A 15,303-nucleotide genomic window follows, 5' to 3' on the forward strand; every position below is an offset into this window, starting at 1 on the left:
TTTGCATCTGTTAATACATCCGCGCCTATGTTATGATATATATATGTTACGTTGTGATGAAAAGGGGGTTATAAACATATGAAAGGTAGAAAATTGAGACACAGACTCACGGCTCTGCTGCTCGCATTTGCAATGATATTTACAGCGGTTGCCGTACAGCCGAACTGTGATGCATTTGCAGCTACGAAGGTAAAGACGCCGGTGGCGACACATGGAAGACTGTCTGTGAAGGGGGCAGATCTGGTGGATGCCAAAGGCAAGAAATTCCAGCTCAGGGGAATCAGCACACACGGTATCAACTGGGATGTGGGATATCCTTATGTGAACAAGGCGGCATTCAAGACTCTGAGAGACGACTGGGGAGTTAATGCGGTAAGACTTGCCATGTATACATCTGAATACAACGGCTATTGCGCGGGCGGCAGCAAAGCGGCACTTCGAAATCAGATATACAAGGGCGTGAAATATGCGACCGACCTCGGCATGTATGTGATCATCGACTGGCACATACTCAACGACGGGAATCCTATGACACAGGTTGCAGAGGCAAGAAGATTCTTTGCAACTATGGCGAAGAAGTATAAGAAACAGAAAAATATCATTTATGAGATATGCAATGAGCCAAATGGCTGCGACTGGAAGACCGTCAAGCGATATGCGTCCCAGGTCATAAAGGTCATAAGAAAGTATGACAAGAAGGCGATCGTCGTAGTGGGAACGCCGACATGGTCCCAGCTCGGTTCGGATGGCACACACAATGAGGTTGCGGATAACCCTATCAAGGGCTACAAGAATATAATGTACTCACTCCATTTCTATGCAAATGAGTGGAGCCACAACCAGTATCTTCCTGCGAAGCTTGCATACGCAAGGAAGAAGGGGATAGCGGTCATAGTCACAGAGTTCGGAATGTCCGCGGCAAGCGGCGATGGAGGCATAAGCAAAGCCTACACCGGCAAATGGCTGACCAGACTCAACAAGGCGAATGTCAGCTATTTCTGCTGGAGTCTCAGCAACAAGAATGAGTCGTGTTCATTGCTTTCGTCTAAGACGAAGAAAACAAGCAGGTGGAAGACTACAGAGCTGTCTGCAGCTGGCAGATACATAAGAGCGAAATACAGAGCCCGCAAGAAGGCTCTCGGAAGCAGGGCGTAACGGGAAGCCGTGAGGAAACCGTGATATTAACAAGCAATAAAAAACAGGCGCTATATAGATCAAAGATCTGTATAGCGCCTGTTCTTGTGTTAATGGTTATATGTGAATTAAGCTACAACTGTTACGTTAGTTGCTCTCTCCTTAGAAGCGTCCTTAGGATCAGCCTCTACGTCAAATGTAACCTTCTGTCCCTCGTTAAGAGTCTTATATCCATCAGAGTTGATTGCTGAAAAATGAACAAATACGTCCTTTCCTGTCTCATCATCTGAGATGAATCCATAACCCTTTTCTCCGTTGAACCACTTAACTGTACCGTTCTTCATCACGAGTACCTCCTAAAAATGAAAATTTGTACTCAATGAAAACACTACAATATACCTTATAGAGAATACTCCAAAGAAAAGCTTACCTTATATAGCAATCGAACCGTTAATCTTGAATACGCTATTATCATATTATGTCATGTTGCATTTGTCAATAAACGATACGACTAAAATTTGCGTTAAGATTTCTCAGTAAAAAGGGTATATGAGCAGTGTAAAAACGATATATATATAAGAGGTATAAAAATGCGGGAGGGTGAAATGAGGAATGCAAAGACGATCATTATAGGGATTGCGTGTGCTATGGCACTTGCTTACATAATATCAGGAATATACGACAAGGCGGTTGGGGGAGATAACACTGACGGATTGGCAAAAAGCGGACGCAATGTGTGTATTTATGATAATGGGGAGTATTCCCTCGTGGATGTGGAAGAGTATACAGCATCGACGCTGGCGGGAATGATGAGTGACAAATGGAGCGATGAAATGCTCAAGGCGGTCGCAGTTGTGGTTAGGACCGGAATCTATTACCAGATGGATGAAAATGACAGGAATTCCGCCACACAGGGGCAGACAAAGAATCTTATAAATGAGTCCCAGCTCCGGGAGATAAGATATACGGAATCGCAGCTCAAGAAGAAATGGGGAGGCGAGTGCTCCGGGATAATGAGAAGGGCGGAGAAGGCGGTGTATGCGACCGGTGGACAGGTTATGAAATACGGTGGAGAGGTAATACTTCCGGCGTATCATATGATAAGTACAGGGCATACTGTGAGTGCACAGGAAATATATGGGCATGACATACCGTATCTCAGGCAGGTGGCAAGTGATGTGGATCAGATGGCGGAGGACTTTTCGACCACTGAGATATACAGCGGGGACAGGCTTCAGAAGATATTCAGAAAATGGATAGACGCTGACAATATGACGGATGAGGTCAAGGTTATGACAGCCACAGAATCTGGATTTGCACAGACCATAAATGTATTTGGGAGCGAGCTGGAGGCTGATGTTTTCAAAGAACAACTGGGACTTGCCTCGACGAATATACACATAGATAAGGTTAAGGATGGATACAGGATTATAACGGTGGGCGTTGGAGATTCTCTGGGAATGTCACTGTATGGGGCGTCTGTATTGGCGGAAAATGGAGAGAAGTATGATCAGATCCTCAGGTATTATTATACTGGAATAGAGATTGCAAAATAAAGGTTGATAAAAAATATTTACACATTCAAATCATCTGTATATAAGTGCCAATAAGTGGACATGATACAGATGAGGTGATGAATATGAAGAAATTTTTGGGCGGCATAAAGAAGAATATATTTTATATCTCGCTCATCACAGGCATGGCAGTGCTTGTGACAGTGCTCGGACTTTATAACGCACAGACCAATTCAAAGGAGAAGACCATAACAATAGGACAGAATACGCCGAATGACAGTACGACGGAAGCCGATGCGAAGGAAGCTTTGAACGATAAGAAAAATGATAAGAACAGCGGAGTGTCGGATGAAGGTACATCAGAGCAGAAAGATATTGAGACGGATAATACCATAGAGAATTCCACTGCATCCACAGCGGAGAGTGAGAGTGCTGAGACTGGAGCTTCAGGAGTTTCAAATGACAGCCTGCATTACGATCCAAAGGATAGCATATCATGGCCTATAAATGGCAATGTGATAATTCCTTACAGCATGGATACGACAGTGTATTTTGAGACACTCAAGGAATACAAGTGCAGCCCTGCAATGGTAATTGAGGCGCAGACGGGCGATGAGGTCAAGGCTGTATATGAGAGTAAGGTAGCGGAGGTCTCAAGCAACCCAGAGCTGGGCAATTACGTCAAGCTTGAGCTTGGAGACGGCTACACCGTGACACTTGGACAGCTTCAGGATGTGAAGGTTGCACTTGGCGAGCATCTGGATGCCGGCCAGGTAGTGGGAACCGTTGGCGAGCCAAGCAGATTCTACAGCGAGGAAGGAAGCAATCTCTATTTTGCAGTCGAGAAGGACGGCAATCCTGTGGATCCGATGCTGCTTATACAGTAGAGGTAGGGTTGGACAGGTTGCTAATTTGTATCTTTTACGAGGACAACACAGCGTTTGGCGACAATCCCGTGGCGGGATGAAGAAGATAGGCCATATAAACAAAAGAGCCCCACAATATCTAAAATAGATATTGTGGGGCTTTTGCACTATATACTTACGTATATTTTCTTAAATGTGCTTTATAATCCACGGTCTATATTAGCCCATTACAACCTCTACTGAGTGAGTCTTGCCATCGCCAAATGCTGGGATAACGTTGCCCTCGATAGCGTTGCCATCAACGAGTACGCTCTTAACGCCCTTGTTGATGTGATCTGGGTTAGAAACCTTGATGTCGTATGTAGCACCACGGAACTGACGTGTAGCTGTCATTCCATCCCATGCAGCAGGAATTGATGGATCGATCTTCAGACCATCGAAGTCTGCTGAGATACCAAGGATGTACTGTGATATAGCTACCATGTTCCAAGCAGCAGTACCAGTCAGCCATGAGTTCTTACCCTGACCGAAGTGGTTGCCCGGCTTGCCAATATCAGATCCGGCATCCTTACCACCGATCATCTGGCCGTATACATATGGCTCAGTCTTGTGTATATCTGATGTCTCCTCAGTGAAAGCTGGAGCTATCTCTGAGTAGTACTTAAATGCCTGATCACCGGCACCTGCGTAAGCAGCAGCACAGATGATCCATGCATTGTTATGTGTGAAGATTCCGGCATTCTCCTTGTATCCACCTGGGTATGTAGAAATCTCACCATACTGGATGTAATACTTTGTAAATGCTGGGTTGTTGAGTACAAGTCCGTGCTGTGTATTAAGTCTCTCATCGATTGCAGCAAGAGTCTTCTTGTCGCAGCCCTGATCCTTACCGATGTCTGACATGATAGCGAATCCCTGTGGCTCGATGAAGATCTGACCTTCCTCGCACTCCTTGGATCCCATCTTCTCACCGTTTGCATCGTAAGCTCTGAGGAACCAGTCGCCGTCCCATGCTGACTCCATGATGTTGGCCTTCATCTTGTCGATCTCAGCCTGAGCAGCATCAGCCTCAGCGTCCATTCCAAGGTGCTTAAGGATAGCAACGTAGTTAGGACCTGCATATGTGAAGAGTGTAGCAACCATAACTGACTCAGCAACCTTTGAGTATCCACCCTCAGCAGCGAACTTAGGGTTGGTGTATGTCTGGAAGCTCTCACCTGGTGTATCTGAGAAGCATGAAAGGTTGATACAATCGTTCCAGTCAGCTCTCATTGCAAGTGGAAGTCCGTGTGGTCCAAGGTTGTTTACGATCTTGTAGAATGAAACCTTGAGGTGGTCAAGCATAGGCTTTGCAATTGACATATCGTTGTCATATGGAACCATCTCGTCAAGGATGCCCCAGTCGCCAGTCTCCTTGATATAAGCTGAAACTGAAAGGATCAGCCATAATGGATCATCTGAGAAGTCTCCACCGATATCTGCGTTACCCTTCTTGGTAAGTGGCTGGTACTGATGGTAGCATCCACCGTCTGGGAACTGTGTTGAAGCTATATCGATGATTCTCTCTCTTGCACGATCAGGGATCTGATGAACAAATCCAAGCACATCCTGGTTGGAATCACGGAATCCCATACCACGGCCGATACCTGACTCGAAGTATGAAGCTGAACGTGAAAGGTTGAATGTAACCATACACTGATACTGATTCCAGATGTTGACCATACGGTTAACTTTGTCATCAGGTGTGTTAACGTTGAGAATGCTCAACAGTCTGTTCCAGTGCTCCTTGAGCTCCTCAAGACCTGCAGCAACCTTCTCAGGAGTGTTGTACTTCTCGATCATCTCGAGAGCCTTTACCTTATTGATAGTCTTGCCGTCTGCCTCGAACTTCTGGTCAACAGGCATCTCAACATATCCAAGTATAAATACAAGAGTCTTTGTCTCGCCTGGAGCAAGAGTGATCTTCTTGTAGTGTGAAGCGATAGGCGACCATCCATCAGCAAAAGAATCATTTGACTTGCCAGCCTCAACAGCCTGTGGGTTGTGGAAGCCGTTGTAAAGTCCGATGAATGAATCTCTGTCTGTATCGTAACCATCGATCTCGTCATTCACTGTGTAGAATGCGAAGTGGTCACGTCTGTCTCTGTACTCTGTCTTGTGGTAGATAGTTGATCCGACAACCTCTACACGACCTGTACTGAAGTTTCTCTGGAAGTTGGTGCAGTCATCCTGTGCATCCCAGAGACACCACTCCTCAAATGAGAAGAATGAGAATGTCTTCTCCTCTGAGCCTTCATTTGTAAGAACGACCTGCTGAACCTCTCCAGCGTAGTTCTGAGGAACAAAGAAAGTAACCTCAGCCTTAAGGTCATTCTTCTTACCTGTGATGATTGTATATCCCATACCATGACGGCACTGATACTCGTCAAGCTCTGTCTTTACCGGTGACCATCCCGGATTCCATATTGTACCATTGTCGTTGATATAGAAATAACGTCCGCCCATATCTATAGGCACGTTGTTATAACGATATCTTGTGATTCTACGAAGACGAGCGTCCTTGTAGAAGCTGTAACCTCCTGCAGTGTTGGAGATCAGTGAAAAGAAATCCTGTGTTCCAAGGTAGTTGATCCAAGGATAAGGAGTTCTAGGAGATGTGATGACATACTCCTTGTTGGCATCATCAAAATAACCAAATTTCATGTAGCATATACCTTCCTTCCAATGTTTTGTGAAGGCTTCCAGATGGCTATGCCAGCCCCCCTGAAGCCGCTTTTGTATCGACTTGTGCTAAATTCTCCCTTAAAGTCAGCCATACACTCTGATTATATAATAAAAGACTTTAAAACACAACAAAGTTATAGTGAAAATTGCACAATTACTAAATGTATTAATTCCTGTATTTGAGTAATTAATTGATGCTTATGCTGTGTTATACTGTGTAATATCAAAACAGTATAGGAGTTATTTACTATGGGAAAAAATGAAACTAAGAATTATGTAGGCGGAAGCGGAATGGATGATATGGAGCTGGACGAGCGTGATATACAGCTTATGGAGGAGAGCAGAAAAGAAGGCAAAAAGAAGCTGTTTATAGCACTTGGTGCGATCGTGTTAGCAGTGATAGTAGTGGTGATATACATAGTTGTCAGAAAAAATATGACCGGAAAATCAGAGAGCGAGGATCTGATAAAGACCTACATGGAGGGCCTTGAGGAAGCGGATCTTGACAAGGTGGAGAGTGTTATGGATCCTGATACCATAGACAGCGATTCGTCAAAGGATCTGGTCACTGTGTTCCAGACTTATAAGGAAAATAATATAGAATATACAGTCAGCTATACCATGGGTGATGGGCATGTGGCAGAGTCCAGCGATCTGGCGGCAGTCAGCAGCACTGTATATGGAAAGACCCAGAAGGAAGCAGGTATATCAAAGGGTTATGTCATTCCGGTTACCGGAAAGATAATGATGACATTCCAGGGTCAGACTTCACCGTATGATCTGGACATGGATATCATTTGTTATGAGAAGGATGGAGAGTGGTATCTCGGCGGAACAGTTATGACTACGGGAGATACGACTACAGATGATACGACAGAGTAGTCACGAGAAGGACAACTGCTGGATACAGATATTGAATACAGAAACTGAATATATGGACATGGATACATGAACAGACGACAAATGGTGCGGATATTAAATGTAATATTCGCACCATTTGCTGTCTTCTGCCAGTGTGCAGCTATCTCTCTTGATGAGCTTGCACTGGAGCTCAATTCTTGCGACTCCATTGTGACCGCCCTTGAGTCTGTCCATTAGAAGCTGCAGGGCGAAATGCCCCATGTCCGTCTTGGAGATCTCCACTGTGGTCAGCATCGGAGTTGTGTACTGGGCTTCCTCGATACCGTCGCTGGATATGATGGAAGGAGTGTAATACCTGTTCTTGCATTTGGCAAGATATTTCAGCATCCCTATGGCCGTTATGTCATTGGCACAGTATATTCCGGTTGGGCTCTTGTCGGACTTCATGAAGTGTTCCATGGCCTCAAATCCTTCAACCTCGCTGAGTTTTGTGTTGATGACGTAGTCCGTGTCGATATCAAGTCCATGATCGTGAAGAGTTTCAAGATATCCTTTGTAGCGGGCCTCGTTATTGCAGTTTCCCACATATCCGATATTCTCATGTCCAAGAGATATGAGGTATTCAACCGCTGTTCTGGCAATCTGGCTACCGTTGCAGATGACCTCATCCACCTCGCCGTTTGCAGAATCCCTGTTGACATACACTGTGCTGCGATAGCACTGGCTGAGCTTCTTCAGGGCTGCGCGGTTGCATTTTCCGATGACAATAAGTCCGTCGTTGTGGCCATCCGCTTCCTCGCACATCCTGCGGATTACAGAATCCACGTTCTCATACCTGCATCTCCTGTCGTCGGAGAAGATGGACCGATACCATACCTTGGACAGGATGCATCCGTTCTTGTGGATCTCACTCTCTATGACATGCAGCAGTTCTGTAAAGAATGGGTCCGACGTGGCAGAGTCCATTCTGGTCATGAGCACATTTATATAGTAGGTTTTCTCCACAGTCGTGCCTTTTCCATTCTTGAGCTGGCGGGCAGACTGGTTTGGCGTGTAGTTGAGCTTCATAGCTGCGTTCCAGATCTTATCCCTGAGTTCAGGCGTCTGGCATTTGTATTCAGGGTTGTTGAGAACCCTTGATACGGTTGAGATGGACACTCCGACGCTCTGGGCGATGTCTTTTATGGACGCCATGTCGAATCCTCCTTTCTAACATTATTGTAGTCTGGCAATGTTGTAGATAACATATAAAACATATATAAATACTATGATTAATGGGATGATAGCGCAGCTTTGACTTCGTGTCAATACAAATATAGGAGCATGTAATTTATATGACCACGCTCTCGATATGGCTCAGCGCTTCATTCACCTCTATACGGACGTTGTCTGACAGATCAGCTTCCGGGCTGTCTGAGACAGGAGAGTCATCCACCAGATACAGCTTGTGCACGAATACATTCACGGTCTCGCCCTCTCTTATAAGTTCCTGTCCGAGCTGTCTGTGGGCTGTTATATGGGTTCCGTTGATGCATATGGTGAGCTCCAATGAGCTGCCTCTGAACAGCGCGTAATTCTGGAATACGAAGCCAATCTCCCTCTTGCTGGCGGGAATGTCATTTACTTTTTTGCCATCTATGTATATGTCCCCTGAGTCCGCGGTCTCGAGTCCTGCAAGTATGCGGAGGATAGTGGTCTTGCCGCTTCCACTTGGACCCAGAAGTCCGATGAGCTTTCCTTTCTCAATGGAGAAACTGACATCATCGGATGCCCTGTAATCTCCAAATGTTTTATTGATGTTTCTGAGCTCTACGTATGAATGTGTATCTGCAGGTGTATTCATATCATATACCTCCCTCTTTATTTCCTCTGTGTTCAAGTATGTTTCTAAGTATCAGTATGATGATTGCCATGATGACCAGTATGGACGACATGGCAAAGGCTCCTGTGAAGTCAAATGCCTGGTACAGCAGCTCGATATAGAGTGGCATGGTGTTGGTGAGTCCTCTGAGATGTCCCGAGAGAACTGACACAGCTCCAAATTCACCCATGGCCCTTGCGGAGCACAGTACAATTCCGTACAGCAGAGCCCAGCGTATGTGGGGGAGTGTGATCTGTGAGAATATCTGGAATCCATTTGCTCCCATGAGGGCTGCAGCTTCCTCCTCATCGTTGCCCGCCGCTGTGAGAACCGGTATGATCTCCCTTGATATGAAAGGAAATGTTACAAATATAGTAGCCAGGACGATCCCCGGAACCGCGAATATGATCTGTATCCCGAGCTTTTCAAGGTATGGATACAGGAAGCTCTGCCTGCCAAATGTAAGTACGAATATAAGGCCCGCGATGATCGGGGATATGGTAAGCGGCAGATCGATGAGCGTTGATATGATCTTTTTGCCCCGGAAGGTGAATTTGGTTATGAGCCACGCGGCATAAAGTCCGAAAATTGTGTTGACCACCACCGTGATGACTACGACCTTCAAGGTGAGAAGTATTGACTTCACTGCGTAGCTGGACAGAACTCTCGGTCTGGTGATGGTCTGCCAGAATTCGGATAGTGACAGTCTGGCTGAGAATACCACCAGAGAGCACAGGGGGATCACCACTATAATTCCGAGGATTGCCATTACTATTCCAAATGACAAACCGAATCCCGGTATGATGCTTTTACTTTTCTTTTTTGCGTGTGTGTGCCGATGTGTCATGTCTCAGTCATTCCTTTCCTGTATGTATTATCTGGATTTCCCGCCAGACTGCCATTTCAAATTAATTCTTTTCCTCGTATATGGAGTCAAAGAGCCCTCCGTCCGCGAAATGCTTTTTGCTGGCCTCTGTCCAGCCTCCGAAGTGTGATATGTCTGTGAGGTCAACATTTGTTATGATCCATTTGCCGTCCTGTGGCAGCTCCGATATGGTGTTGCTCTGTCCCTGATATTCGAACTGCTTCAGGATATCCTGATCTGATGGTCTGTAGTACCACTCTGCCTCAAGCTTCTGTGCCTCGTCGGAATACAGGTAGTTCAGATATTCGGTTGCGACATCCCTTGTGCCTCTCTTGTCAACCACCTCGTCGACTACTGAGACTGTAGGTTGGCACAGTATAGATACGGAAGGAACCACGATCTCGTACTCACCAGGATGCTCATCCAGTGAGAGGAACGCCTCGTTCTCCCATGCGAGAAGCACATCGGCCTGAAGCCCATTTGCCACCTCAAGCGCCTGCTTTCCTGAACCACCGTGTGACTGAACAACTGATACGTCCTGTCCCTTTTCCTCTTTCCAGTGCTTTGCAAATAAATCGTTGTACGCTGCGTATAGCTCTCTGGTTGGGTCGTAGGATACGTTCGTTATCTCAATAGCGCCCGCTGAGTCAGATGAGCTGCCGGTTGAGTTAGATGCTGCGCTCACACCGCATCCTGACAGAACTCCAATTCCAAGTGCTGTGACTGCGAGTAATGTTGCCAATTGTTTCTTCATAATCTTCTTCCTCTCTTTTTTTAATTTCCCGTTTTCATATCGGGTATGTATGCAATATATGCTTGTAAATGCTGGAAATCAAAAGAAAAGAGTGAAAACGTTGTCACATGGAAAAACATAGAAAAACAGCACGTCAGGTTGTCCTGGCGTGCTGCCTTATTGAACTTTTCGGTATTATTTCTTCTTCATACCTGAAATTATGATTATCACAAACGAGATTAGAATGGTCGCAAGCACTGTTATAAGGATTATGAGCTGAAGGTTATGTACCTTACTCTTACTCTTATCAGTGGAAGCGTAGCTGCCCACGGTGAGTGTGCTCTTTTCTGTTGTGACCTCAGTGGTCGTCTCGGTTGTGGTACGCTCTATCGTGGATATCTCAGTTGTGGTCGCCTCGGTCGTCACAGGGGTAAATGTATTTCTATACTCTGTGGTGACCTCGGTCGTACTTGCCGTTGTCGCCTCGGTTGTGGCTCTGGTAGTTGTCTGTGTGGTTGTGGAAGTCTCCTTCTTGGACACTGTAAATGTTGTCACAGCATCTCCGGTCTTGGATCTGATGGTTATGGTGTGGCTTCCGACCGAGAGGGATTCAAGATAGCTCGTCTTGAGCTCGATTATGATGCTTCCCTCTTTCTTGTTGTAATATGAAGGGTCAAGTTCCTTGTCATCTATGAGGACACAGACAAAGTCAGCGTACTCAGCGTTCGATCTGAACTTGATAGTGTTCTTGCTGGCCTTGCTCCATTTGCTTCCCTTGCCGCCGATAATCTCGGGTGCTGCCTTGTCGATGACTGTGTCAGCCTTGCTTATCTCCTTTGTACAGCCCTTGTTGCTGAAATATTTCTTGCAGGCTGAGCAATACCAGTATTCTATATTGCCCTTGCTGGAGGTGGTTGCTGCTACATAATCAGTCTTCTTAAGGTCTGTGTGGTTCGTTGTGCTGAGTTTGCCGTAGCTCTTGCCGCACACAGAGCACACTGCCTTCTTCTGGCAGGTTGCGGTTCCGCCGGAGCAGTCCTGGATGACCTTATATCCACAGCCCTTGTTCTTGCACTTGCGGGAATGGGTTTTGCCGTTGCCATCACTTGTCCAGTTGCCGAGGTCGTGGCTGCTCTTGCCCTCTACGACGATCTCACCGCAGTAGCGGCATTTCTGAGGTGTCGTGCAGTCACCGTCGTCGGTTTCTGCGGTGTGTTTCTTGTTTACTGTTACAGTCAATTTGGTTTCATTTCCCGCCTTGTCGGATACGATGATGGTCTGCTCACCATCTGTGGCTTCCAGAGCAAGTGAGTGATCGTCGTCAAGGGATTTCTCCTCGCCGTTCACTGTGACCTTTGCCAGATGGGATTCCTTCACGGTCATCACGGCTGACAGGCAGTAAGTCTCTCCGTCGGCGATTCCTGTGACCTTTGGCGCGTGTGTGTCGATGATGAAGCCATCTGTGGATAAGTATGTTGTTTTGCCGTCCTCTGATGAAAGCTTTGCGTATACAACATATTTGCCCTCGTCCTTTATGGAAAATGCTTTCTTATACTCGGTAAATGTTGCTGCACCCAGATCGTCCGATGACAGAGCTGAGTCGCTTATCAGGTAGCCGACTGTGATGGAAGGGTCGGAGTTGTTGTCACAGGTGATGGTAACCTTCTGGGTCTTGTTGTAATACTGCTCAAATGATGATACATCCTGGAGACCGTTCCAGCTCTTATCGCCCATGCTGATGGTGCCTGTAGGAGCAGAGTCTGATTTCCACATCGCATAAAATACTAGGTTTCTTTTAGCCGATGAGTCATCAGTATCGGAATACTCATATCCGTTATCTGCCGCCTTCTCAAAGGAAGAGGTGTATATGATGTTCACGGTCTTGCCTGATCCGTCGGACTTCGTGTTCCAGCCCTTGAACTCATAGCCCTCACGGGTTGGTGGGTAGTCGTTCAGTGCCACGCCATATCCTGATCCTGCTACATCAAAGTCATATGTTCCGCTGTCCGCATCTCCGAGCTTGCCTCCATTTGCATTCAGTGTGAAGGTGAGCCCTGAACCGGAGAAGCTGTCCTTGGTGTACATCGCTGTCAGCTTTATACGGTTTGTAGACTGGAAGTATGATGTGTCAATGCTGGTGACCTTTGTCTTGTCATTGTACCATCCTGTGAATGTAAAGCCGTCTTTCTCCGGCTTGTACTTTGACAGGTCAACAGTCGTAAATTCTGCTGATGGGCTGCTTATCACAGTGGAAGTCTCCCCTGATAATTGTCCTCCTGCTGCATCCAACTCCAGATAGTATGTGTCTGGATCGTCGGTATCTTCTGCAAATGCTGTGAAGCATGTCATACAGAACATTGCCGCGAAAACCAGTAAAAATCTAAGTATTTTTTTCATAGAATCCCTCCTTGCATATGGTATTATAATAATTTTATTATACCGGGGGGAGAAAAACAACGAGACAGGGGAAAAATTAATAATATGAAAGAACGGCCTCCGCCGGGAGACCGTTCCATAGAAAATGTCATGTTTTATGCCATTGTGAATATTCTTTCTTTTACTGTCTTGGACTCGCCTGGAGCAAGCTCTGTGTAGCCTGTGATCTCCGGTGCTCCTGAGAGATTTGGAGCGTCAATATTCCAGCTCATTGGCTCAGGACAGAAGTAACCCTTGTCGCCGTGATCGTTCCACATGATCCAGAACTTCATTGTGTCGTCAACCTCATAGCAGACCTTCTTGCCTGTGGCAACATCAGTTGCGTATACTCCGTAGAAAGGCTTGCCGTCCAGCTCGTTCATCTCCGCTGTGTAGAGATCGTTGTCGATGTCCTTCAGAACAGGTACCATGGTTCCGTTCTTGTACTGGAGATCGTAATCTGTTATAGGAAGGTTCTTCTCTGTAGGGATAGCGTGCTCATCAAGCTCCCATTTGTCTCCAACAGGTACACAGAGACGTACATCCTCGCCCTTTCCTGTGCTTGTGAAAGGCCCCTTGAATGCAACGTGGTTACATACGCCGTACGGCATCTGCTTGTCGGAGAGGTTGGTGAGTGTGAACTCGTAGTGCATACCGTCCGGAGCAAGAGTGAATGTGAAGTCTGCTCTGAAGCTCACAGGGTATGTAGCGAAAAACTCATCCTTCTCATCATATACATATGAAGTCTTGCCGATGGCCTTGTCTCCATCCACTGACACGCTCTCTATGCTGTGGTTTCTGAGATGAAGGAAACCGTGGAGATGGTTGCCGAGAGGATCATTGCATGGAAATTGATACATGGCATCGGAGGTTCTTAAGTTGCCGTGTGACAGTCTGTTAGGGAGATACAGGGTAGGCATTCCGTAGATCTCTGCTGCTGCTTTGAGCTGTGCAGGAGTCAGGGAAGGATCGTTCCTGAATATATCAATATCCAGAGCTGTGTTCTCCATCTTCATAATGTTGCTTCCGTTAAATGGTGCGATCAGTGCACGGTAATCGCCTGATATAAGTTCAATACAAGTCTCGCCCTTGTAGTCTATTGTACGTGCTGTAGTGTTCATCGTGTTCTCCTCTTCTATAAATATGTTGTGTTTAAGTTGTATGCTGAAATCCACAAAAACATTGAACTTTCCTATGTGAAATAGTAACACGGAAAAAATTGTATGGCAACAATGAGGTTCACAAAACGCGGCGTTCTTGATTATTTTATCATTAATTGCTATACTATCATAGGATATTTTGCGAAAGACATGAAAGTTAGTTAATTCGGAGGTCGAAGGTGACTAAGAATAATAACACTGATTATAGAAAAAAGATATACAGACAGCGGCATCACCGCAGAATGAAACTCGTCGAGAGCGGAATAGGAGTGGTTGTCGCAGTCATAATGATATTTGCGCTTGGACAGGGCAACCTGAAAAAGAATGTGAACGGCCAGGAGGAGTTCCAGCCTGAGAGCGGAACATCGGCAGATATAAGTGAGAGCAGCAGTCAGGATATGTCATACAGTGACACGGAGGGGGCTGCACAGCAGTATCTGGCAACTGCGGAGGATGCGGCCATTCCGGATCAGCGAAATGGTCAGTATGTACAATTTGTCAATTACACCAACCCTGATGTGAGCGGCAAGGGAGCGGACAAATATGACAGCAATATATACATGCCGGCGAATGCCACGGATGACCAGTATTTCTCGACATCTCTGCTCATAGGTGATTCCAGAGCCGAGGCGCTGGGGCTGTACAGCGGTGTAGATAACTGGGATATGTGTGTGGCGAAGAATCTGGACATAGAGAAGGTCGCTAATACCAAGATGTTCACCTGCGATTCAGGAGAACAGTGTACGGTTGTCGAGATGCTTGGCATGAAGAGCTATGAGAATATATACATTTCATTTGGGCTTGAGGAGCTTTCGTGGTATAACGAGCGGTACATGTCGGCCTACAAGACTTTACTGGATCAGATCTCCCAGTTACAGCCTGCGGCAAATGTATATGTGATGTCAGTACTTCCTGTATCGGCGGAGCTTTCATCAAAAGACCAGGTGTATAACAACCCGGGTGTGGACAAGCTCAATTCTCTAATGCAGGAGATGTGTGGCAGCTACGATCAGGTGATCTATCTCGATGTGGCTCACAGCGTGTCTGTGGATGGTGTTCTGCCGGAGGATGCGGGAATAGATGGAAAACATTGTAATAAGAAATATTGTCTCAAGATGATGGACTACATCAGAAAGAACGTGTATGTCAGAAGATAGTGGAGACGGAGGC

At 46.2% G+C, this 15,303-nt stretch carries 13 protein-coding genes; 5 read left to right on the forward strand and 8 right to left on the reverse strand.

From position 1 onward, the window contains the following. Positions 1–78 precede the first annotated feature (78 nt). A complete protein-coding gene (locus ARA78_RS08935; RefSeq protein ID WP_055280395.1) occupies positions 79–1,155 on the forward strand; it encodes a glycoside hydrolase family 5 protein in 1,077 nt (358 codons plus the stop codon). A gap of 107 nt (positions 1,156–1,262) precedes the next feature. On the opposite strand, the gene ARA78_RS08940 is transcribed toward ARA78_RS08935, so the two are convergent. Next, the gene (locus tag ARA78_RS08940) at positions 1,263–1,478 is read right to left on the reverse strand and encodes a cold-shock protein (protein ID WP_015534471.1); all 216 of its coding nucleotides are present in this window, start codon (positions 1,476–1,478) and stop codon (positions 1,263–1,265) included. Positions 1,479–1,739: 261 nt separating this feature from the next. Here ARA78_RS08940 and ARA78_RS08945 point away from each other — a divergent pair, with 261 nt between their 5' ends. Both ARA78_RS08945 and ARA78_RS08950 read left to right on the forward strand, forming a co-directional pair. Continuing rightward, a complete protein-coding gene (locus ARA78_RS08945; RefSeq protein ID WP_242849697.1) occupies positions 1,740–2,690 on the forward strand; it encodes a SpoIID/LytB domain-containing protein in 951 nt (316 codons plus the stop codon). An 83-nt stretch (positions 2,691–2,773) separates the two neighbouring features. Continuing rightward, complete coding sequence (locus tag ARA78_RS08950) at positions 2,774–3,535, forward strand: M23 family metallopeptidase (RefSeq protein ID WP_055145858.1); 762 nt, start codon at positions 2,774–2,776, stop codon at positions 3,533–3,535. 198 nt (positions 3,536–3,733) lie between these two features. Here the strand turns inward: ARA78_RS08950 and ARA78_RS08955 are convergent, their stop codons facing one another. Continuing rightward, the gene (locus tag ARA78_RS08955) at positions 3,734–6,217 is read right to left on the reverse strand and encodes a GH36-type glycosyl hydrolase domain-containing protein (RefSeq protein ID WP_055145855.1); all 2,484 of its coding nucleotides are present in this window, start codon (positions 6,215–6,217) and stop codon (positions 3,734–3,736) included. A gap of 270 nt (positions 6,218–6,487) precedes the next feature. Here ARA78_RS08955 and ARA78_RS08960 point away from each other — a divergent pair, with 270 nt between their 5' ends. Further along, positions 6,488–7,120 (forward strand): hypothetical protein, encoded by a 633-nt coding sequence (locus ARA78_RS08960; RefSeq protein WP_015534475.1) that lies wholly within the window; start codon positions 6,488–6,490, stop codon positions 7,118–7,120. Between the two features lie 93 nt (positions 7,121–7,213). Here ARA78_RS08960 and ARA78_RS08965 read toward each other — a convergent pair whose 3' ends face one another. The 6 genes from ARA78_RS08965 to ARA78_RS08990 form a co-directional block, all read right to left on the reverse strand. Beyond that, complete coding sequence (locus tag ARA78_RS08965) at positions 7,214–8,293, reverse strand: LacI family DNA-binding transcriptional regulator (protein WP_055280397.1); 1,080 nt, start codon at positions 8,291–8,293, stop codon at positions 7,214–7,216. A gap of 136 nt (positions 8,294–8,429) precedes the next feature. Then, positions 8,430–8,942 carry an ATP-binding cassette domain-containing protein gene (locus ARA78_RS14285; RefSeq protein ID WP_055280398.1) on the reverse strand — a complete coding sequence of 171 codons (513 nt, stop codon included), beginning with the start codon at positions 8,940–8,942 and terminating at the stop codon, positions 8,430–8,432. A gap of 1 nt (position 8,943) precedes the next feature. Next, entirely contained in the window at positions 8,944–9,807 is an 864-nt protein-coding gene (locus ARA78_RS08975) for a sulfate ABC transporter permease (RefSeq protein ID WP_055280399.1), read from the reverse strand. 61 nt (positions 9,808–9,868) lie between these two features. Beyond that, positions 9,869–10,579 (reverse strand): substrate-binding domain-containing protein, encoded by a 711-nt coding sequence (locus ARA78_RS08980; RefSeq protein ID WP_015534478.1) that lies wholly within the window; start codon positions 10,577–10,579, stop codon positions 9,869–9,871. Positions 10,580–10,753: 174 nt separating this feature from the next. Further along, on the reverse strand, positions 10,754–12,955 hold the full coding sequence (locus ARA78_RS08985) for an InlB B-repeat-containing protein (RefSeq protein WP_055280400.1): 2,202 nt from the start codon (positions 12,953–12,955) through the stop codon (positions 10,754–10,756). Between the two features lie 134 nt (positions 12,956–13,089). Continuing rightward, positions 13,090–14,094 carry an aldose 1-epimerase gene (locus ARA78_RS08990; RefSeq protein WP_055280401.1) on the reverse strand — a complete coding sequence of 335 codons (1,005 nt, stop codon included), beginning with the start codon at positions 14,092–14,094 and terminating at the stop codon, positions 13,090–13,092. A gap of 218 nt (positions 14,095–14,312) precedes the next feature. Here ARA78_RS08990 and ARA78_RS08995 point away from each other — a divergent pair, with 218 nt between their 5' ends. Next, on the forward strand, positions 14,313–15,290 hold the full coding sequence (locus tag ARA78_RS08995) for a hypothetical protein (protein WP_055280402.1): 978 nt from the start codon (positions 14,313–14,315) through the stop codon (positions 15,288–15,290). Positions 15,291–15,303 lie beyond the last annotated feature (13 nt).

The sequence above is a fragment of the Coprococcus eutactus genome, assembly GCF_001404675.1.
Taxonomy (GTDB): Bacteria; Bacillota; Clostridia; order Lachnospirales; family Lachnospiraceae; genus Coprococcus; species Coprococcus aceti.